The sequence below is a fragment of the Streptomyces sp. NPDC059373 genome (genome assembly GCF_042751495.1).
GTDB lineage: Bacteria > Actinomycetota > Actinomycetes > Streptomycetales > Streptomycetaceae > Actinacidiphila.
On the sequence record NZ_JBHYXC010000028.1, the window covers coordinates 1 to 20,117 of the forward strand.

Consider the following 20,117-nt stretch of genomic DNA (forward strand, 5'->3'; position numbering starts at 1 on the left):
GCTGGTCCTGCCAGATACCCGCCCGCCGTGCCATGGAGCGTGACGAAGCGGCGGTGGCCGGCTGGGTGAAGGCAACGTGGCCGCAGGTGGAAGCACCGCGGCGGCGCTCGGGGCCTGGCTGGTCTTCGAAGACGAAGCCGGGTTCTCGATGACGCCGCCCACCACCCGCACCTGGGCCCGGCGCGGCCACACCCCGATCGTCCGAGTGCGCGGCCGCTCCCGCCGCCGCTTATCCATCGCCGCCCTGACCTGCTACAAACCCGGCAACCCCTCCCGGCTCATCTACCGGCCCCGCGCCGACACCCGCCCCGACGGACGAAAAAGCTTCGCCTGGACCGACTACCGCGACCTCCTCCAGACCGCCCACCAGCAGCTCGGCGGCCCGATCGTCCTGGTCTGGGACAACCTCAACACCCACCTGGCCTCCGGCATGCGCCGCTACATCGCCGACCGCGACTGGCTCACCGTCTACCAACTGCCTTCCTATGCACCCGACCTCAACCCCGTCGAAGGCATCTGGTCGGTACTGCGACGCACCACCACCGCCAACCGCGCCTTCACCGACCCCGAAGACCTGATCGCCGCCGTCCGGCGAGGCTTACGCCAACTCCAGTACCGCAGCGACGTAATCGACGGCTGCCTCACCGGAACCGGACTCGTCCGCACCCCACCATGACGACATCACGCATTCAAGGTCAGTAACCCACCACGTCACCGAGGGGAACCCGCAGGATGCGGGCGAGTTCCGCGAGCATGTCGATCCTCGGAGGCTTGCGGCGTCCTGACTCCGCCTTTGCCAGCCAGTCGGTGCTACGGCCCACCTGCCCGGCCAGCACCTCTTGCGTGTATCCACGGCGCTTCCGGTAGAACGCGACTCGTTCGCCGATGCTGAGGTGATCTCGGCCCGAGACCACGCATGGGGTGTTGCCTCCCGCTGTTCGGTAGGGGCGTCTCTCACGGTACAGACGTGGTGGTGAATGGGTAACTGATCTCGGCCCCTCACCGCCACAGTTACCGTGCCGCGCCGAACAGGAGAAGACCCGGACAGAATGTCCGGGTCCGACGTGGCCGCGCGAATGGTGTCTGGTTGTCCGGTTACGTCGCTGACCTGTACAAACGGTCTGGACAGTAGCGAATCGAGCTGTCCGGGGTGTCCGGTTACAGAGAGGCTGTACCACGCGGGAGCGGTACAGCCCGTCGGCGAAGCCGACCCCGGTAGGTCGCAGGCGACGGAGGCGCCTGCCTCAGGCACAAAGCCTGCCCGAGTTGCCGACCAGCGTACGGCCCCCTGGTCATGCTCGACCCCAGTCCGGGTAGAACACCGGCCAAACCCGCTCCGCCGACCTCGAAGTAACCCAAGGTGCAGAAACCGCACGTACCGACACCTTGCTTACGGCAACATGTGCCTGGAGTCGGTTCCGTACCTGGTTGGGGTGATCCTGTGGCTTCCACAAATCAAGTGGTGTTGGCTCTCGGCCGTAGGGCTTCTGATCACGTTGAGCTACTCGGGACGTGCTTCGCTGTAAGGAAGAGGCTTCTCGCCACGGCTCTTCATATTGTGGGACCAGACGATACGGACCTTGTCGTCGTGCGTCCCAAAGTAGCCGAGGCTGCGGACTACCAAGACACCTCTGATACGCGAGTGGACACGGTTCCCGTGAAAGTTGTAGCTTCCGACAACTTCCGAGACCTGTGCTTGCTAGAAATCGTTGATAATTCCGAGATTAAGTTCCCCTATCAAATCTCGGGAAGCGACGAGACACCACCAGGGAATGGCGTTTACATTTTCGGCTATCCGCACGCTAATCACGGCAGGATGGTTTTCACGACGCAACCGACTACCGTTGGTGCGCGGATACTAGTCTCCAATAATGGAGTAAAGAGTAAGTATCTGGTGGTTAACACACAAACCCGCCCTGGCCAGTCCGGCAGCCCAGTTTTCAGCTCAACAACAGGGAATGTATGCGCTGTGGTGATGGGGAGTTATGCACCAGGTGCCCCGGGAATTAGCCTTGGAGGGATCGATCCCGCAACACTTCACCAGACTAGTCACGCAATTAGCGCAGAATACTTGAAAGACATGATCCTGTGAATCCATTTACTGAGCTAATTTCGGCACCCCCAGAGGAGTGGCTGGCCGGATTGCCCGGGTATCAGCGAAAACCACTCCAGGAGATGTTGGCATCGGGCAAGTCAGCAGACGAAGTGGCTGAATCCTGGCTAAGCGCTGGTATTGCCGAGCAGACAGCGCCGTTTGGAGTGAGAAAAAGCAATAGGATCTTCTTCTCGCATTTCCTGGACGAACTACACGACCTTTTGTGTTCTGATGATAAGCGCGCACAGCAACGAGCCTCGGTACTGGCTAGTTTCAAGTCGGGGCAAACAAGCGCGGTAGCAGCAATCACAGCGGCAATCTCTCCGCATTTGAGCGCAGCCCCCGCTTTTTTGGCCCCTGCGGTTGCGGTGGCTATGTGCGGGATATCGACTATAGGATTGGGTGCCTGGTGCAAGATGCAGACAGAGCGACGAGCTGAGGGCGGGTCCGCAGAGGCTGATTAGACCAGCAGACCAAACCCTACGAGTATTCTTTGAGGGACTTCACCATGGTGGACTACCGACTTTCACATCCGCTTTATCTTGACGTGCAAATGATGGTCAGTTTTCTCGCTTACCTAGAAGGAGGTGTGTACGTAACGACTGAAGAGACGATGCAGACAGAGCAGGCAAAGGACCGGAGAGCGACTGGCAGTGGAAAGTTGAAATTGCCATCCCTGGGTGCTTTGCTCGGTCTCGAAGCCTCTGTCAATGCCGAACTTGGCGGCCATACGGGTGAGTCAGCTGAAATCAAGGTGGCAAGGCATCACACCGCGGCGAGTCTTTTTAATGCCCTCTATGAGCACCTGTCATCCGACGCAAAGATTAAGCATATCGGCGATACCGATGATTTGAGGGGCGTAAAATCCGGAGACTTCGTCGAGGTATCGGGGCGCTACACAGGAAATCCGCTTGAGGAGACTCTTGCAGTTTTTACTCGATTCTTCGAATACTTGGAAGAGCTTTCAGAGAAGGAAGGAGAACGAAGCTCTAAGGTAGCAAAAGGGAAGAGGTCCGGAAACCCGCAGAGCCGCGAGGAGGCTTCAACTGAAGAGGGGAGCAGCGGCCTAACTGTAATCGCTCAACAGTTCAACGAAATGCGAAATACACTGGAATTTACTTTCTTCCTCAAGATGAAGCAGGAACTAGAAAATTCACCAATCCATGATGTAGTCCTCGAAGCTGGATCCGGCCTGAGGACAGTTCTAACTGTTTCGTCAGATTACTATAACCCTGCGGTAGGTGAACGCCTGAAGTCTGGCGATTTTAATGTCTTGGGTAAAGTGACGCGAATCCTTCGCCAGGGAGAGTCAATTAACCTTTCTCGGCGCACGGTTATTGGCGCTACAGAAGGTGATGAGTCGAACATTGCCGCAAGCTTGGCGGAAGGAATTCCCGGGCTAAATCAGCACGTAGGTAGCCCGATTGTAGGTTTCCCTGCTATTCAAATCCTGCCAATGGCGATCTTTGTGTAGGGCAGCTGAGGTTCTGTGTCGTGCCCGACGCGTGCCAGATCGTCCCAAGCCAGATGCGTAGAGCTGCTTTTCTGCATTACTGAGTCACCCACCCTCGGGAGCCGTACGCTAGCCCTCACGAACGAAAACGAAGTCGGCCGCTTGATTCTGGTGAAATAAGGGTTAAAGCAGAAGACTAGCCATTGAAAAATTCGTCGTCAAGAATCAAATTATTTGCCATAGCAGGGGATGCTCCATGGACTCAAAATCGCTTAGTACCGTAGTGACGGCACTCTCTCCGATCATAGTGGCTGGACTTACTGCGTTGGTCACATGGAGAACGACTAGAAAGGCGGGAGCCGACAAATCCCTGGAGCGTCTCACTGCCGAACTGGAGACAATCGAGAAATTGCCAGTAGGGCCAGCTAGGGATGATATGAACGAACAGCTCAGTTCATCAGTGCAACAATATAGAGCCAGACGCTCCGCCGAGGACTGGAGGCAGCGTGACACATCCGGAGTGGTTCTGGGACTCCTGCTGACTTTCGCAGGACTTGGCCTCGGATGGTGGTCTGCAAGTCAGGGCAGATTGTTCTTGCTTTTCTACATCCTAGCAATCCCTATGATCATAGTGGGCGTCGTCGGATTCTTCATTGAATTGCAGGGTAAGGTGGTAAGACCTTCAGGAGATGACCAAGATCCTCCTCAATCCACCTAAACCATCCAACCCACCCGCGTCGCAGTGCGCCGCTTCGCACTCTGCTAACATTGACCTGATTCGTGACCCCTAGCCGGGGATGGTCTCGGTTCAAACCCGGGGCTGGCGGAGGCGTGGGGCGTGCTAATTTCTAGATTTTCGTCCATTTTTTCCACTAACTGGACCCAAATAAAGGAGGCGGTACGCATGACCCACAACTATCTCTCAAGCAAAGTGAACCCACGGGCGCTTCGAGTGAAAACGTCAGCTGGAGTAATTGGCAGCTCGTCCCCCGCCTAGGGGTCACGAATCAAGAATTTCACATTTGCAAACTTTGGCGCCATTGTACTTCGGTGAGCACTCGCAGATTTAGATATACAGAGCCTCCGAGGTCGAAGCGAGGCCGGCAAGCGACGGGTCAGCCCGGTTCACGGGGACCGTCCCCCTGTTCTCGCGCCTCATGGCAGGACAGCCAGCGACGAACGGCAGGTGCATCTGGTCGGGATGCCCTCCCTGCGGAGTACCCGACTCTCTGACATCACCAGGTGACATCAACGCCGCCGAACGGCGGCGGTCTAGCGCAGCCAACGGAGGACCGGAGGGGGAGCACCGAGCCAGGTTCGTCACGGTGAAGACAGGCCGCGATCGAACTCCTAGAGCGGGTGTCGGTGCGGGCCACAGCCGTGCCACATCGTGCGGTCAACGACGGCTCGCGGCAGTCGAGATGCGCCGCTGAACTGGGAACCTCCTGAACCTGGAGTGACCTGCTCACCCTCGCTGTCCCATACCGCCAGGCTTACAAGCGGGCTGTCACCCGGTCTCGGCCACGACCCCTTGAGTGTCTGGGTCATCTTCTGACCGGTCTGGCCGGATCGCTCCCTTGTATGCGCTTTCCATGCGTGTCACACATATGGGAGGCGGCGTGGTCAGAGGAGGGGGTCACTGCAATGTATGCGTTAGGTGATGATGAGGTTGTGCCCTCAGCTTGGGCGATGAAGCGGTTTGGGCAGCACGCCAGCAAGCTTGGTGCGGCGGTTCCGGCGCAACTGGCCCGGGCTCACACACGTGCCCACGCCGTGCATCTGACGGCCCGACTGAAGAAACGAAGCCCTTACGGTGCCACCCTCGCGGAGGCAGTGCGCGAGAACTTGGCCGATACGGCACGGGTGCTGGATGAAGCTGTGCGGGACGTACGCGGCTACGAGTACGCAGTCATCAACGACCATGCACTTTTCCCCTTCAAATACGCCAACTGTCCAAGGCCACTTGAGCGTGCTCGGTTGGCTTCCAACGCTTCCCCTACACGCCGCCGGATGCTCTTGGGCCACGGGCCACAACCTCAGGAAGGGCTGTTCCCCCTCGACGACGACCTGACGACAGAGGAGTACGAGGAGCTGCACGAGACGTTCGAGGCGCTAGGTGCCTCCACGAAACTCGTCTGTGTGTTCTTCACGGCGGACCCGGAGAACGGCATCCATGCCATCCACTGGGGAGACGCACATCTCGAACCGGACCGCACCTTCACATGGTTCTACAGCGAACAGCTCCCGGTCGCTCCCCAGCCTCTGTGACGCCCAAGGGCAGGTCACCAAGAGGCCCGGATTGCTTCGGAACGAAGAGGCCAGAGGGTAACGTGCCACAGGGTGACGCTCGGGCGAGGGTGACTCTTTGGGACCAGGGGCCTCCCGCACCTGCCGCCCGATCTCATGCCCACTCATAAGAGGTGTTGCTTGAACTCGTCACGGAGCAAGGCATCCGCAAGTGCAAGGAACAACGCCGCGCAGGCCGAAGACGCAGTCGAGCGTGTCCTCTCCAAGGCGCCGGCCGAACAGCGACGTCTCACGGACGGCCGTGATACCAGGACCGTGCTCAGCGGCATGATTCGTGAGTGGCACGAGATTAGGGGCGGCACCTTCGAGGCCTACGGCACTGGCCGCCGATGGGCTCACCTGTCCGATGACACCCTGGTAATAGGGGACGTCCGCCCCATGGGTGTGAGCATGGACCTTTGTGCGGTGGGCGACCACGCGCTGGCCCGAACGTTTGCTTCGGGATACCGAGAAATGGTCGTCGGCAACGCGCCTCCTGTGGCGTACTGGTGCGTCACTGCCACCTTGGAAGATGCCATACCTGTCATGCTCGCTTTCCTGGACCGCCAACTGACCGGTGCTGTTGGGTTTCTCGACTGGTATCTCCAGACTCCGTGCACGTCCAGACTGTGCCACCACCATCCGGATGCCGAGGGCGCCCCTTTCTGTGGTTCGCCAAGCTGCGCGACGGCATCGCCGGATACGCCGTGTGACCGTGTCTGTGGCGGCATCAATCATGGGACGGGCGAAGATGCCGTCCGGGCAGCACAACCTGAGGCGCCGGACTGGTCCTTGGCGCCGGCACCGGTCTGGCAGCCGGGGTCCGGCAGCGTTGAAGTTGAGCGCGACCACCGGCGAATCGTCGGACGCAGCCCCTTCAGCAGACACGGCTGGCGGGTACGCAGCCCGTCATCGGCCTGGACATCAGCCAAGGTGCCAGAGACCGATGCATAGGGACGCTAGCCGCGAGCGACTTCCCCTTGAGGCTGTTCGTGTGAGGGGCGTGTGCGGAGTCGGCTCTCTTGACCTCGTTCGGGCGTTCTTCCAGCTCAGAGGCATGTTGGCGAGACAGCTGATCATCCTCCGGAGCCGTGTGCGCAGGTTCGAATCCTGCCGGGGGCACTTCCGGATAGACTATCTGACCAGCAGAAATGCTGTTCGGGGGTCTTTTTTGTGCCGCCTGGCCTCTCTGCTCGACAGCGGCTTCGCTCCTTGCTCGATTGCGTAGACCTTTTGCCCTGCCGGGTACATTGATAGGTGCAGTTATAATAGCTCTGCCTATCAATGAGGAGAGCCATGGACAAGCCTGCGGAGATGTTCGACCGCGACTTCGAGTGGGCCGAGCTGACCCGGTTCGCCGGGTACTCCGGCCGTGAGGCGACTCTCGGGGTCGTCTCGGGGCGCCGCCGCCAGGGCAAGACCTTCCTCCTCGACGGCATCACCCGTGCCTCCGGCGGTTTCATGTTCACGGCCACCGAGACCACCGAGGCCGACGCGCTCCGGCAGTTCGGCGAAGCCCTTGCCGCCTACTGCGACGAGCCGGTCCCGTTCCGCTTCGCGCATTGGGACGAGGCCATCACCCGGCTCATGCGCATCGCCACCAACGGCCCCACGATCGCCGTCATCGACGAGTTCCCGTTCCTCGCCAAGGCCTCGCCCGCCCTGCCGTCCATCATTCAGCGAGCCCTGGACCCCGCCGCCCGTCACACCAACACCCCCGTACGGCTTCTGCTCTGCGGCTCCGCCCTGTCCTTCATGGGTCGCCTGCTTTCCGGCAACGCCCCGCTACGCGGCCGCGCCGGCCTCGAACTCGTCGTCCCCACCCTGGACTACCGCCTCGCCGCACAGTTCTGGGACATCACCGACCCCCGCACCGCCGCTCTCACCCACGCCATCGTCGGCGGCACCCCCGCCTACCGCCGCGAATTCACCCAGGGCGACACCCCCACCGGCCCCGACGACTTCGACGACTGGGTCACCCGCGCCGTCCTCAACCCCGGCCGTCCCCTCTTCCGCGAAGCCCGCTACCTCCTCGCCGAAGAACCCGAACTACACGACACCGCGCTCTACCACTCCGTACTGGCCGCCATCGCCAACGGCAACGCCGCACGCGGCGGCATCGCCGACTACCTCGGCCGCAAATCCACCGACCTCGCCCACCCACTGACCGTCCTCGAAGACGTCGGCCTCATCCGTCACGAACCCGACGCCTTCCGCCGTAACCGCTCCGCCTACCGCATCGCCGAACCCCTGGTGACCTTCTACCACTCCGTCATGCGCCCCAACTGGGGCGACCTCGAACGCCCCGGCCGCGCCCCCGCCGTCTGGCAACGCGCCCAATCCACCTTCCGCAGCAAAGTCCTCGGCCCCCACTTCGAAACCCTCTGCCGCGAATGGGCGCGCTGGCACGCCGCCGACGAAACCTACGGCGGCCACGCCAGCCGCGTCGCCGCCGGAACCGTCAACGACCCCGCCGCCAAAACGAGCCACGAAGTCGACGTCGCCGTCTTCGGCCACGACGCCCACGGCCGCGAGGCGCTCCTGGCCATCGGTGAAGCCAAATGGGGCGACACCATGGGCCTCAGCCACCTCCAACGCCTCCAGCGCATCCGCGAACTCCTCGCAGCCCGAGGCACTGCCACGACCGAGCAGACCCGCCTCATGTGCTTCAGCGGCGCAGGCTTCACCGACGACCTGCGACAAGCCGCCGCTCGGGACCACGGCATCCAACTCATCAACCTGGAACGCCTCTACGGCGGCGAATGAGGTGCATGTGGGTGAAAGGCCAAGTCCGACGATTGAAACCACCGATCCGGCCCCTAGCGCCTGCTCATAGCGGTGCCTGGGAGGATGAGAGGTAGGATAAGTAGCATGACTGAGCCTACCGGCAAGTATTCGATCACCATGCCGCGCGACATCGCGGAAGCGGCCAAGGCCCGCAGCGGCCCCTCCGGGCTCTCCGCCTATGTGGCCGCCGCCGTGGCCCGCCAGATCGAACGCGACAACCTCAACGAACTCATCCAGGTTGCCGAGGCCGAGCACGGACCCGTCACCGACGAGGAGATCCAGGCTCTACGCGACCAGCTCCACCAGGCCCGCCAGCAGCAGACGCAAGGCGGGGCGAACGCCGCGTGACCCGCTCCCCCGCCATCCCCGGCGGCACCCTGGTCCTCGACAGCGAAGGGCTGGCCAAGGCCGTCCTGCGCGACCGCACCGTCACCGGCTGGCTCGCCCTCGCCCGCGCCGACGACCTGCGGCTGATCACCTCCGCGGCAACTCTTGTCGAGGTGGTGCACCCTCGGATCAACCGACCGGCCCTGGAGTGGACGCTGTCCCGCCTTGTCGTCGAACCGGTCACCGAGCCCATCGCCCGTCACGCGGCCGCCCTCCTCGCCGACGCCGGCCTGCACGGCCACAAGTACGCCATCGAGTCCATCCTCGGCGCTACCGCCCTCGCCGCCCACGACCCCGTCACTGTGCTCACATCCGACCCGGAGGATCTCACCGCACTGTGCGGCGGACGTGTCACCGTCATCAAGGTCTGACCCCAACACCATTTCGCGGCGCGAGTCAGGGCATCGCTTCTCCCGGCACGACCTCGTATTCCTCACAAGTCCCGTGTGGTCGTGGCGCGTTCAGTCATGGTCTCGGGCTCGTGACGGGAGCCCTTCGTCGCGGGCCAGTTGTCGCAGCGCGATGCGGGCTGCGGGGGCCTGGGCGCCGTGGGTGGTCCAGTAGGGGTGCGTGGAGACCTGCACGCTCAGGCGGTTCAGACGGCGGCGGAGGGTGGTGGTCTGGGCTGGGCCGCCGACGCGGTCTGCGAGCTGCTGGTACACGGCGTACCAGTCGCGCTGGGCGGCGACGAGGTCATCGGGGAAGGTGTGCGCCATGCCCAGATTCAAGCATGTGTTCGATTTTCTGCGCACCACCCGCACGGGTGAATGTGGCGGGCGGGGGAGGAGTTCATCCGCACATAGTGCGGTATGACACGTATACGGACGGTGGGACTCTGCGCCGCCACCCTGGTCGCCGTAACGCTCCAGACCACAGCCGGGGCCGGGGTCGGGGCCGCCGCCTCCGACCGGGAGCGGCACGCCTGTGTCAGCTCCCCGACGCATGCTCGTGGCTCGGGCCGCCAGGTCCTCGACGTCGTGAAACGCGCACAGAGGGAACTCCACCTGAGGTCCGTGCTGTTCCGGGTGAACGTCCGCGGCCGGGAGGTCGTCACGGGCGCGCTCGGTGAGTCCCAGACCGGCGTGCCGGCCAAGCCGGACATGCACTTCCGCTCGGGGTCGGTGGGCATCGCCTACCTGGGCACCGTGCTGCTGCAGCTGGTCGACGAGAAGAAGGTGCGCCTCGACGACCCCGTCTCCCGCTGGCTGCCCGAGCTGCCGCATGCCCGCCAGATCACGCTGCGCATGCTGGGCAGCTCCACCTCGGGGCTGCATGACTACGTCACCGACCCGAAGTTCATCGCCGCGCTGTACGCGAACCCGTACCGCAAGTGGACGGCGAAGGAACTCGTCGGCTACTCCACCAGCCACCCCCTCTGGTACAAGCCCGGCACCAACTGGAGTTATTCGCACGCCAACTTCGTGCTCCTCGGCGCCGCCCTCGAGAAGATCACCGGCACCCGCCTCGACGTCCTGCTGCGGCAGCGCGTCATGGGCCCTCTCGGGCTGCGCGACACCCGCAACAGCTACACCCCGGCGATTCAGGCGCCGGTCCTGCACGCGTACGACGCCGAACGCGGTACGTACGAAGATTCCACCTTCTGGAACCCCTCCTGGACCACGGCCCCCGGCGCGGTCCTCACCAGCAACATCTGCGACCTGGCCCGCTCGGCCCAGGCCATCGGCGCGGGGGAGCTGCTCTCACGCCACTCCCACAAGGTGCAGCTCAGCCCAGGGACGGTCGGCCTCGGCAAAGCCACCGCGACCTGCCCGGCCAGCGTCTGCCTGCCGATGACCGCGGCCCGGCACTACGGGGTCGCCGTCGTCGTCCTGAACGGCTGGATCGTGCAGAACCCCTCGTTCTACGGCTACGCCGCCATCCAGGCCTACCTCCCGGCCCAGAAGCTGTCGATCGCGGTCAGCACGACCCTGACCCGTACATCCCCCGGCGGCAACACGGCCCAGGTCGTGGCCTCCCGCATCGCCCACGCCCTGGCCCCTCGCCACCCCCTGGCGGCCGGCTGAGTCCGGGGCGGCCGGCCGGAGAAACGGCACGGGGCCCTGGACGGTGTGCGTCCGGGGCCCCGTGCCATGTGGGGGGTTCTAGGCGGCCGGCAGGATCCACTGCTGGTTGGCGGCGCCGGAGCAGTCCCAGATCTGGAGGCGGGTGCCGTTGGCGGAGCTGGGGCCGGTGGCGTCGAGGCAGCGGCCGGACTGGGGGTTCGTGAGGCGGTTGTTGGCGCCGGCCACCCATTGCTGGGAGCCGGTGCCGTTGCAGTCGTAGAGCTGCACCGTAGTGCCGTTGGCGGTGCCGGCGCTGGTGACGTCGATGCACTTGCCGAGGGCCTTGAGGGTGCCGTCGGTGCCTACGGTCCATTGCTGGGCGCTGGTGCCGTTGCAGTCGTACAGCTGGATGGCGGTGCCGTTGGCGGTGGCGGCGGAGGCGATGTCGACGCACTTCCCTCCGTAGCCGGTGATCTGGCCGGTGCGCGTGGTGCCGCCGCCGGTGGAGGTGCCGGTGATGGAGTTGAAGATGCTGGAGAACTGGTAGGCGCTCTGCGAGGTGCCGCTGCAGGTGCTGGAGAGGGTGCCGTTGGTGGCGCAGGCCTTGTCACGGCCGAGGGCCCAGAAGGCGAGCTCCTGGATGCCGTTGGTCTTCGCGAAGCTCTCGAGGGACGAGGCGTTGCCGGTGGAGAAGACCTCGCTGGTGGTGTCGTTCACGCCGATCATGGGCGTGTTGCCCTCCATGGCCCACAGCTGGGCGGAGGTCTTGGTCGTCCAGATCTGGCCGAGCTGGGTGTGGAGCGCGGTGGCCGCGTTGATGGCCGCCTGCCCCATGTCCATGGCCGACCCGTAGTCCATCGTCATGAGGTTGACGAGGTTGACGGTGAGGCCGTCGGTCTTGGCGTTGTTGAGCAGATTCAGCGAATTCTGCAGGAGGCCGGTCGGCATAACCGGCAGGGTGTACTGCACGTCCAACTTCTTGCCGGCGGCGGCGTAATCCGACTGGAGTTGGGCGAGCGCCTGGTTGCGGCGGTCGTTGGCGGCGGTGTTGTCGAGCGCGCTGCCCTCGATGTCGAAGTCGACGCGGGTGAGGTTGAGGGTGTCGATGACCTTCTTGTACTGGGCCTTGAGCGTGGCGACCGAGGTGCAGGACGTGCCGAGTTCGGTGCCGGCCGCGCCGCCGAAGGAGGCGATGACGTCGCCGCCGGAGGCCCGCAGGGTGTTGATGGCCGACGTCCAGCTGCTGTCGGTGATGGCCACGTTTCCGTTGAACGTGGCGTTACAGCCGCCGCCGTCGAGGATGAAGGCGAGCGTGAAGTACTTCAGGCCCGTGGCGGACTGGGCACTGGCCATCGCCGAGGCCGAGTTCCAGGTCTCGACGTAGGGCGCGGCGTACTGGGCGGGGAAGCCGGGGCCGGGGTTCGCGGCCGCGCTCGCGGTCGTACTGGAGCCGAACAGCAGCCCGGCGGCCATCGCCGGGACGGCGATCGCGGCGGAGAGGGCTCTGAGCCAGGGACGGGATTTACGCATGGGGGGAGCTCCTGATGGCGTATTCAGGCAAGGGGAACGGGGAGAGGTGGCGCTGAACCGACGTGCCGGGGTGGGGAGGTGGGGGGGTCAGCTGGGGTTGTCGGCGTGGGTGAGGGTCTCCCAGGCGACGAACAGGCTGTTCGTGCCGGCCGGGCGCTGCTGCTCGGTGAGCGTCTGGGTGTTGGACATGGCGTAACCCAGGCGGTTGTGCATGGCGTTGTAGCCGACCTCGGTGATCGGGCCGAGACCGAGGGTCAGGCTGCCGCCGCACAGCCAGGACGGGACGGCGGTGCCGAGCTGGTACTTGGCCTGGAAGCCGAGCGCCTGCCGCAGACGCTCGCCGACCTGCGGATAGAGGTCCGCGCCCTGGATCCGGGAGGTCTCGGCGACGTGCGAGATCGCGGAGATGCCGTAGCCGGTGTGGGTGAAGTCCCGGCAGGTCTCCTGGGTGAGCCCGGTGACGAAGGTGGACTGGCCCTGCCAGTAGCTGACGATCTTGGCGGTGGTGTCCAGCCCGCTGCCCGGCACCGTCTTGGGCACGGAGCCGTCGGTGCTGAGGTAGATGTAGGCCTGCACCCGGTTGAGGTAGCGGGTCACGGCCTTGTCGTAGCTGGTGCGGTCGTTGAGGAAGACGGAGATGCCGACGGCGGCCTCCATCATGCTCAGCTCCCAGTTGCCGTTGCTGTTGGAGCCGTTGATGACCTCGGGCAGGTAGACGTTGCGCAGCATCGTCGAGAAGCGGTCCACGTTGGGCCAGCTGCTGTACGTGTAGCGGATGATCTCCGCCGCCCGCGGCCACACGGATCCGGCCCAGCCGGTCTGCAGCGGTGCGTTGCTGTTGGTGTGCGAGGTGATCACGGCCGACCAGGCGTCCATGATCTGGATCGCCTTCTGCGCGTACCGGGAGTCCTGGGTGATGTACCAGGCCAGCGCGTCGGTGTAGGCCGCGATCGCGTCCTGGCGCTCATCGGTGCACCCGTAGTTCGGGTTGGAGTACGACCCGCACTCAACGACCGCCCGTGGCGCCGGCGTCCGCGTGAGCGAGGCGTACGACGAGGCCATCATCTGGTCGTTCGCGCTCTTCCACGGTTGCGCGCCCGCCTGCACCTTGCCTCGTACGAAGTCCAGCTGCGCCTGGCTGACCATCACGCCGGGGTGGGTGAAGACGGCAGGCGCGGCGGGGGTGACGGTCGCGGCGGACGCAGCGGTGACCGCGGTGGTCGACGGCTTCGCCGCTGAGGCCGCACCCGCGAGGACGGTGGCCAGGAGTGCGCCGGAGACAGTCGCGACGAGGAGGGTGAGAGCCCTTCTCCTGCGCGGTTTCGGTCGACGGGGTGTCAGTAAAGGTGTACCGGGCATGGACTGGGCCTTCCCGTGAGTTCATGTGTGTGAACTTCAGCCTCCCCCGTGAGCGACTGATTGACCGAGAAGGTAGGACTAGACCAATGAACACGTCAAGGCCTCCGTGCCAGGTATATGGCGGCGTTGCCACATCGGCAGGCGGGTGGTAACTGCCCGGCGACCGCGTCATTGTGGCGGTTGAGGTTGTCCGGGTCGAAGCGTTGATTCGTATACGTGAACATCCGGGGCGGTCACACCAGGGGGGACGCGCATGGCCGTCAACGCCACGACGGCGACTGTCCGTTTAACGCGACGGTCACGCGCACCTCACGGCCCCGACGCGCCACCATGGGCTTCCAGATCGCGTACGCGTCCCGGATTCCGGGCCTCGTCCCCCCGGCGGGAAGCTCGGAAAGCCGGCCGTGTCGGCCGGGCGGCGACAGGGCTCCGGCGCCAGGACGGCGGCGAGCGAACTCAGCCCCTACCCAGCGGTAGGCAGCGGTAAGCGGGGACGGCGGAAACGTCCCTCGCACGGGGAAGAAGTGGGCAAAACGCCGACGCGCCGCACCCCGCGCGCCTACTCTTCGAGGTGTGCCGGGCATGTCCGGCCGGGTGCTTGTGGTCGACGACAACAAGGTCATCCGGCAGCTGATCAGGGTCAACCTCGAGCTGGAGGGCTTCGAGGTCGTGACCGCGGCCGATGGTGCCGAGTGCCTGGACGTCGTGCACCGGGTCCGCCCGGATGTGGTGACCCTCGACGTGGTGATGCCGAGGCTGGACGGGATCGAGACGGCGCTCGCGCTGCGGGCGGACCCCCGGACCAGCGGGGTGCCGATCGCCATGGTGAGCGCGTGCACGCAGGCCGAGGTGGAGGCCGGCGCGGCAGCCGGGGTGAACGCGTTCCTGGGCAAGCCGTTCGACCCGGCGGAGTTGGTGAATCTCGTACGCAGGCTGGCACACAGCGGCGGCCAGAGCGGGGAGCCCGCCACGGGCGAGCCCGCCACGGCACCCGGCGGAGGCTGAGCGACCGTCCCGGGCGCCCCCGGAGCCCCGCGCGCCGACCTGCCCAGTGGGTGAAACCCGTTGGCGTGCGCACCCCCCACCTCGCCTACGCTTGCCTCTGTGACCCCCGCTGAGCTCTCCCGCACCGTGCTGAGGACGGTGCGCCGTGCCGTGGAGGCCGATGAGCTCAGCCTGTCGGTGCCGGAGCTGCCGGAACAGGTCCTGGTGCAGCGCCCGCCGAGGCCCGGCAACGGGGACTACGCGACCAACGTGGCACTCAAGCTCGCCGGACCGGCCGGCCGGCCGGCCCGCCAGGTCGCCGAGATACTGCGCAGGCACCTCGCGCTCGCCCCCGGGATCGCCCGGGTGGACATCGCCGAGCCGGGCTTCCTCAACATCACGCTCGACGCGGTGACGCACGCCGACCTCGTACGCGTCGTACGGCAGCGCGGCCCGGCGTACGGCCACGGCGAGGGACTGCGGGACGTACGGGTGACGATCGTCCCCGCCGACCCGCAGGAGGCCAGGGCCATCGTCGTCGCGGAAGCGGCCAACCGGCTGCTGCGGGCCGGCGGGGCCCAGGAGGGCCCGCCGGAGCCCGCCAAGCCGCAGCCGGTGGCCGCGCCCCTCGACGAGCTGCTGCGCACACTCGGCCCCGACGCCGCCCGCTGGGCCCTGCTGCGCCCGCCGGCCGGCGACGTGCCGCAGCCCGACCCGGCCGTCCATCTCACCCAGCGCGCGAGCAACCCGCTCTTCCGGGTCCGCTACGCCCACGCCCGCACCCGGGCCCTGCTGCGCAATGCCCATGACCTGGGCATCGAGCCGGCACCGGGGGAGTACCGGCACCCCGCCGAGACCGATCTGCTCGGCCTGATCGCGGACTTCCCCCGCGTCGTCGACGCATCCGCCAGGCATCGCGCCCCCGACCGGGTCGCGCGGCACGCGGAGCGTACGGCGGACGCCTTCTTCCGGTTCCACGACGAGTGCCCCGTGCTGCCCAAGGGCGACGAGAAACCCTCGGCCGTTCACGGCGCCCGGCTCGCGCTCGCCGAAGCCGCCGGGACCGTGCTCGCCAACGGCCTGACCCTGCTCGGCATCAGCGCCCCCGATCACCTATGAGAGTGCAGAGATGAGTCGTTCAGCCCACCCCGCAGGGCCCCGCTACGCCGACGTCCTCCCCGAGGGCCACTACACGGCGCCCCCCGCCGACCTCAACACCCTCGACCCGCGCGTCTGGGCCCGTACGGTCGCCCGCACCCCCGACGGTGCCGCCCAGGTCGGCGGCCTGGACGTACGCCACCTCGCCGAGGAGTTCGGCACCCCCGCGTACATCCTGGACGAGGCCGACTTCCGGGCCCGCTGCCGTGCCTGGCGCGAGGCCTTCGGCGAGGACGCCGACGTCTTCTACGCGGGCAAGGCCTTCCTCTCCCGCGCCGTCGTCCGCTGGCTGCACGAGGAGGGCCTCAACCTCGACGTGTGCACCGGCGGCGAGCTGGCGGTCGCCCTGTCCGCGGGGATGCCCGCCGAACGGATCGCGCTGCACGGCAACAACAAGAGCGCCGAGGAGATCGAGCGGGCCGTCACCGCCGGGGTCGGGCGGATCGTGCTCGACTCCTTCCAGGAGATCGTCCGGGTCGCCGACATCGCCAGGAGGCACGGAAAGCGGCAGCGCGTGCAGATCCGCGTGACCGTGGGCGTGGAGGCGCACACCCACGAGTTCATCGCGACCGCCCACGAGGACCAGAAGTTCGGCTTCTCCCTCAGCGGCGGGGACGCCGCCGAGGCGGTCCGCCGGGTGCTCACCCTGCCCTCCCTCGAGCTGATCGGCATCCACTCCCACATCGGTTCGCAGATCTTCGACACCTCCGGCTTCGAGGTCGCCGCCCACCGCGTCGTCGGCCTGCTGAAGCAGGTCCGCGACGAGCACGGCGTCGAGCTCCCCGAGATCGACCTCGGCGGCGGTCTCGGCATCGCGTACACCCCCGACGACGACCCGCGCGAGCCGCACGAGATCGCCAAGGCCCTCGGCGAGATCGTCACCCGCGAGAGTGCTTCCGCCGGCCTGACCGCACCCCGGCTGTCCGTCGAGCCCGGCCGCGCGATCGTCGGCCCGACCGCCTTCACCCTCTACGAGGTCGGCACGATCAAGCCGCTGGAGGGCCTTCGTACGTACGTCAGCGTGGACGGCGGCATGTCCGACAACATCCGTACCGCGCTCTACGACGCCGAGTACACCGTCGCCCTGGTCTCCCGGGCCAGCGACGCCGAGCCGATGCTCAGCCGCGTCGTCGGCAAGCACTGCGAGTCCGGCGACATCGTCGTACGGGACGCCTTCCTCCCCGCCGACCTGGCACCCGGCGACCTGATCGCCGTACCCGCCACCGGGGCCTACTGCCGCTCGATGGCGAGCAACTACAACCATGCGCTGCGACCGCCCGTCGTCGCCGTCGCCGACGGCGAGGCCCGGGTGATCGTCCGGCGTGAGACGGAGGAAGATCTCCTGCGTCTCGATGTCGGCTGAAGTGAAATCTCACCTGTAGGCGGGACGGTCTCATTCACCGGACAGGACGTGGAAACTTCCGTCCGGTGAGTGAGACTGGTTCTGCTCCCAGACCAATGAGCTGTAAACGAAACGAGGTCGGATGATGCGTACGCGTCCGCTGAAGGTGGCGCTGCTGGGCTGTGGTGTGGTGGGCTCAGAGGTGGCGCGCATCATGACGACGCACGCGGCCGACCTCGCGGCGCGCATCGGCGCCCCCGTCGAGCTCGCCGGGATCGCCGTACGCCGCCCGAACCGGGTCCGCGCGGGCGTACCGGCCGAGCTGCTCACCACGGACGCGACGGCCCTGGTCAAACGCGGGGACATCGACGTCGTGGTCGAGGTCATCGGCGGCATCGAGCCCGCCCGCTCCCTCATCACCACCGCCTTCGAGCACGGCGCGAGCGTGGTCTCCGCCAACAAGGCCCTGCTGGCCGCCGACGGCACCGCGCTGCACGCCGCCGCCGTCGAGCACAGCGCGGACCTCTACTACGAGGCCGCCGTCGCCGGCGCCATCCCGCTGATCCGCCCGCTGCGCGAGTCGCTGGCCGGCGACAAGATCAATCGGGTCATGGGCATCGTCAACGGCACGACCAACTTCATCCTCGACAAGATGGACACCACCGGCGCCGGGTACTCCGAGGCGCTGGACGAGGCCACGGCCCTCGGTTACGCCGAGGCCGACCCCACCGCCGACGTCGAGGGCTTCGACGCCGCCGCCAAGGCCGCGATCCTGGCCGGCATCGCCTTCCACACCCGGGTGACCATCGACGACGTCCACCGCGAGGGCATCACCGAGGTCACCGCCGCCGACATCGCCTCCGCCAAGCAGATGGGCTGCACCGTCAAGCTGCTGGCCCTCTGCGAGCGCAGCGAGGACGGCGGGTCCGTCACCGCCCGCGTGCACCCCGCGATGATCCCCCTCACGCACCCGCTGGCCAGCGTCCGCGAGGCGTACAACGCGGTCTTCGTCGAGGCCGACGCCGCCGGCAAGCTGATGTTCTACGGTCCCGGCGCCGGCGGCTCACCGACCGCCTCCGCCGTCCTCGGCGACCTGGTCGCGGCCTGCCGCAACAAGCTGGCGGCCACCACGGGGCCCGGCGAGTCCGCCTACGCGCGGCTGCGCGTCAGCCCGATGGGCGATGTGGTCACCCGCTACCACATCAGCCTCGACGTGGCCGACAAACCGGGTGTCCTGGCCCAGGTCGCGACGGTCTTCGCCGAGCATCAGGTGTCCATCGACACCGTCCGCCAGCAGGGCAAGGACGGAGACGCCGCTCTTGTCGTCGTCACCCACCGCGCGGCCGACGCCGCGCTCGCGGCGACCGTCGAGGCCCTGCGCAAACTCGACACCGTACGTGGCGTCGCCAGCATCATGCGCGTCGAAGGGGAGTAATCCGACATGAACGCCGTAACAGACCGTCCCCGAATGTCCGGCACCCACCAGTGGCGCGGCATCATCGAGGAGTACCGGGACCGCCTCCCGGTGACCGCCGAGACCCCTGTGGTCACGCTGCTGGAGGGTGGCACCCCGCTCGTCCCGGCCCAGCTGCTGAGCGAGCGCACCGGCTGCGACGTCTTCCTCAAGGTCGAGGGAGCCAATCCCACCGGCTCCTTCAAGGACCGCGGCATGACCATGGCCATCACCCGGGCCAAGGAGGAGGGTGCGCAGGCCGTCATCTGCGCGTCCACCGGCAACACCTCGGCCTCGGCGGCCGCGTACGCCGTACGGGCCGGGATGGTCTGCGCCGTCCTGGTCCCGCAGGGCAAGATCGCGCTGGGCAAGATGGGTCAGGCGCTGGTGCACGGCGCCCGCATCCTCCAGGTCGACGGCAACTTCGACGACTGCCTGGACCTCGCGCGCGGCTTGAGCGACAAGTATCCGGTGGCGCTGGTCAATTCGGTCAACCCGGTGCGTATCGAGGGCCAGAAGACCGCCGCGTTCGAGATCGTGGACGCACTCGGCGACGCGCCCGACATCCACATCCTCCCGGTGGGCAACGCGGGCAATATCACCGCGTACTGGAAGGGTTACCGCGAATACTCCGCTGACGGCGTGTCCACCCGAAACCCCCGCATGTGGGGCTTCCAGGCGGCCGGTTCGGCCCCCATCGTCAACGGCGCGCCGGTCCGTCATCCGCAGACCATCGCCACCGCCATCCGGATCGGCAACCCCGCGTCCTGGCAGTTCGCGGAGGAGGCCCGGGATGAATCGGGCGGCCTGATCGAAGCGGTGACGGACCGTCAGATTCTGTCGGCGTACCGCCTGCTGGCGGCCCGGGAGGGTGTTTTCGTCGAGCCCGCCTCCGCCGCGAGCGTGGCCGGCCTGCTCAAGGCCGCCGAGGAGGGCCGGGTCGATCCCGGCCAGCGCATCGTCTGTACCGTGACCGGAAACGGCCTCAAGGACCCCGACTGGGCCGTGGCCGGCGCCCCGCAGCCCATCACGGTCCCCGTGGACGCGGACGCCGCCGCGGAGAAGCTGGGTCTCACGGACTGAGCCGCTTCGGTACCGCCGGGCCGGCCGGGCCCGGCGGTACGGGCCGGCCGCACAGGGGGCGCATGCCCCGGAGGGCGACACGCATCACGCGCTGTTCGTGCGCCCTATGTCGCAACAGAACCTTCCTTCGATAGGCTGGGCCCACACCGGCGTCGCGCGTGCGCCGATCCGGCCCATGCCACCGGCATTGGTGCCCA

General features: G+C 66.4%; 16 protein-coding genes and 1 pseudogene. 13 read left to right on the forward strand and 4 right to left on the reverse strand.

Translation table 11 applies throughout. The features are described from left to right. Positions 1 to 676, forward strand: a pseudogene (locus tag ACFXJ5_RS29350) (transposase); the annotation flags it as partial. A gap of 19 nt (positions 677 to 695) precedes the next feature. On the opposite strand, the gene ACFXJ5_RS29355 reads toward ACFXJ5_RS29350, so the two are convergent. Then, positions 696 to 1,178 carry a helix-turn-helix domain-containing protein gene (locus tag ACFXJ5_RS29355; protein ID WP_384637437.1) on the reverse strand — a complete coding sequence of 161 codons (483 nt, stop codon included), beginning with the start codon at positions 1,176 to 1,178 and terminating at the stop codon, positions 696 to 698. 284 nt (positions 1,179 to 1,462) lie between these two features. Between ACFXJ5_RS29355 and ACFXJ5_RS29360 the strand changes: the two genes are divergently transcribed. The 6 genes from ACFXJ5_RS29360 to ACFXJ5_RS29385 all read left to right on the forward strand — a co-directional run bounded on the left by ACFXJ5_RS29360 (position 1,463) and on the right by ACFXJ5_RS29385 (position 9,379). Further along, positions 1,463 to 2,092: a serine protease gene (locus ACFXJ5_RS29360; RefSeq protein WP_384637669.1), complete on the forward strand. Its 630-nt coding sequence runs from the start codon at positions 1,463 to 1,465 to the stop codon at positions 2,090 to 2,092. Between the two features lie 511 nt (positions 2,093 to 2,603). Next, positions 2,604 to 3,569: a DUF6414 family protein gene (locus ACFXJ5_RS29365; protein WP_384637440.1), complete on the forward strand. Its 966-nt coding sequence runs from the start codon at positions 2,604 to 2,606 to the stop codon at positions 3,567 to 3,569. Between the two features lie 1,812 nt (positions 3,570 to 5,381). Beyond that, positions 5,382 to 5,816, forward strand: coding sequence for a hypothetical protein (locus tag ACFXJ5_RS29370; protein ID WP_384637443.1), 435 nt, complete (start codon positions 5,382 to 5,384; stop codon positions 5,814 to 5,816). A gap of 1,314 nt (positions 5,817 to 7,130) precedes the next feature. Continuing rightward, complete coding sequence (locus ACFXJ5_RS29375; protein ID WP_384637446.1) at positions 7,131 to 8,600, forward strand: ATP-binding protein; 1,470 nt, start codon at positions 7,131 to 7,133, stop codon at positions 8,598 to 8,600. 105 nt (positions 8,601 to 8,705) lie between these two features. Further along, entirely contained in the window at positions 8,706 to 8,969 is a 264-nt protein-coding gene (locus ACFXJ5_RS29380) for a CopG family transcriptional regulator (RefSeq protein WP_384637449.1), read from the forward strand. Further along, on the forward strand, positions 8,966 to 9,379 hold the full coding sequence (locus ACFXJ5_RS29385) for a DNA-binding protein (RefSeq protein WP_384637452.1): 414 nt from the start codon (positions 8,966 to 8,968) through the stop codon (positions 9,377 to 9,379). Before ACFXJ5_RS29380 ends, ACFXJ5_RS29385 begins: the two co-directional genes overlap by 4 nt. A 90-nt stretch (positions 9,380 to 9,469) precedes the next feature. Here ACFXJ5_RS29385 and ACFXJ5_RS29390 read toward each other — a convergent pair whose 3' ends face one another. Further along, entirely contained in the window at positions 9,470 to 9,724 is a 255-nt protein-coding gene (locus ACFXJ5_RS29390) for a hypothetical protein (protein WP_384637455.1), read from the reverse strand. Between the two features lie 93 nt (positions 9,725 to 9,817). Between ACFXJ5_RS29390 and ACFXJ5_RS29395 the strand changes: the two genes are divergently transcribed. Next, complete coding sequence (locus tag ACFXJ5_RS29395) at positions 9,818 to 11,032, forward strand: serine hydrolase domain-containing protein (protein WP_384637457.1); 1,215 nt, start codon at positions 9,818 to 9,820, stop codon at positions 11,030 to 11,032. Positions 11,033 to 11,110: 78 nt separating this feature from the next. On the opposite strand, the gene ACFXJ5_RS29400 is transcribed toward ACFXJ5_RS29395, so the two are convergent. Both ACFXJ5_RS29400 and ACFXJ5_RS29405 read right to left on the reverse strand, forming a co-directional pair. Then, the gene (locus ACFXJ5_RS29400) at positions 11,111 to 12,541 is read right to left on the reverse strand and encodes an RICIN domain-containing protein (protein WP_384637460.1); all 1,431 of its coding nucleotides are present in this window, start codon (positions 12,539 to 12,541) and stop codon (positions 11,111 to 11,113) included. Between the two features lie 87 nt (positions 12,542 to 12,628). Next, a complete protein-coding gene (locus tag ACFXJ5_RS29405) occupies positions 12,629 to 13,900 on the reverse strand; it encodes an alginate lyase family protein (RefSeq protein ID WP_384637463.1) in 1,272 nt (423 codons plus the stop codon). A 582-nt stretch (positions 13,901 to 14,482) separates the two neighbouring features. Here ACFXJ5_RS29405 and ACFXJ5_RS29410 point away from each other — a divergent pair. The 5 genes from ACFXJ5_RS29410 (at position 14,483) to thrC (ending at position 19,920) form a co-directional block, all read left to right on the forward strand. After that, entirely contained in the window at positions 14,483 to 14,905 is a 423-nt protein-coding gene (locus ACFXJ5_RS29410) for a PleD family two-component system response regulator (RefSeq protein ID WP_384637466.1), read from the forward strand. A gap of 99 nt (positions 14,906 to 15,004) precedes the next feature. Continuing rightward, on the forward strand, positions 15,005 to 16,003 hold the full coding sequence (nrtL, locus tag ACFXJ5_RS29415) for an ArgS-related anticodon-binding protein NrtL (RefSeq protein ID WP_384637469.1): 999 nt from the start codon (positions 15,005 to 15,007) through the stop codon (positions 16,001 to 16,003). Between the two features lie 10 nt (positions 16,004 to 16,013). Next, a complete protein-coding gene (gene lysA, locus ACFXJ5_RS29420) occupies positions 16,014 to 17,405 on the forward strand; it encodes a diaminopimelate decarboxylase (protein ID WP_384637471.1) in 1,392 nt (463 codons plus the stop codon). 121 nt (positions 17,406 to 17,526) lie between these two features. Beyond that, positions 17,527 to 18,819: a homoserine dehydrogenase gene (locus ACFXJ5_RS29425; RefSeq protein ID WP_384637474.1), complete on the forward strand. Its 1,293-nt coding sequence runs from the start codon at positions 17,527 to 17,529 to the stop codon at positions 18,817 to 18,819. Positions 18,820 to 18,852: 33 nt separating this feature from the next. Continuing rightward, complete coding sequence (gene thrC, locus ACFXJ5_RS29430) at positions 18,853 to 19,920, forward strand: threonine synthase (protein WP_384637477.1); 1,068 nt, start codon at positions 18,853 to 18,855, stop codon at positions 19,918 to 19,920. Positions 19,921 to 20,117 lie beyond the last annotated feature (197 nt).